This is a genomic window from Telluria sp. AZSoR62, from assembly GCF_058111565.1.
The window spans coordinates 1-236 of record NZ_JBYTST010000597.1 but is presented as its reverse complement, the minus strand read 5'-3'; the positions used below and the strand labels follow the sequence as shown (position 1 = coordinate 236).

At 61.9% G+C, this 236-nt stretch carries 1 protein-coding gene; it reads right to left on the bottom strand.

Annotation, left to right across the window (positions count from 1 at the left end):
* Positions 1-236, bottom strand: a 236-nt coding sequence (locus AC3XQU_RS24880) for a phage tail tape measure protein (RefSeq protein ID WP_489876761.1), incomplete at both ends; no start/stop codon positions are given.

The window sequence follows — 236 nt, the reverse complement described above, 5'->3', positions numbered from 1 at the left end:
CTGCAGGTTGGTATTGGAGCGCGTGAACGTGCCTACCAACACATCACCGAGTCGCCCCATCTGGTCGGCCTGCATACCTAGGCCCGACATGATGTTCGACGCAATGTCGGCGGTCTGAGCCAGGTCGGCACCGCCTGCTGCCGCCAAATCAAGCATGCCGGGCATGGCGGATTTGATCGCCTTCGGATCGAACCCCGCCATACCCAGGTAACCCTGAGCGTCCGCTGCTTCCACAG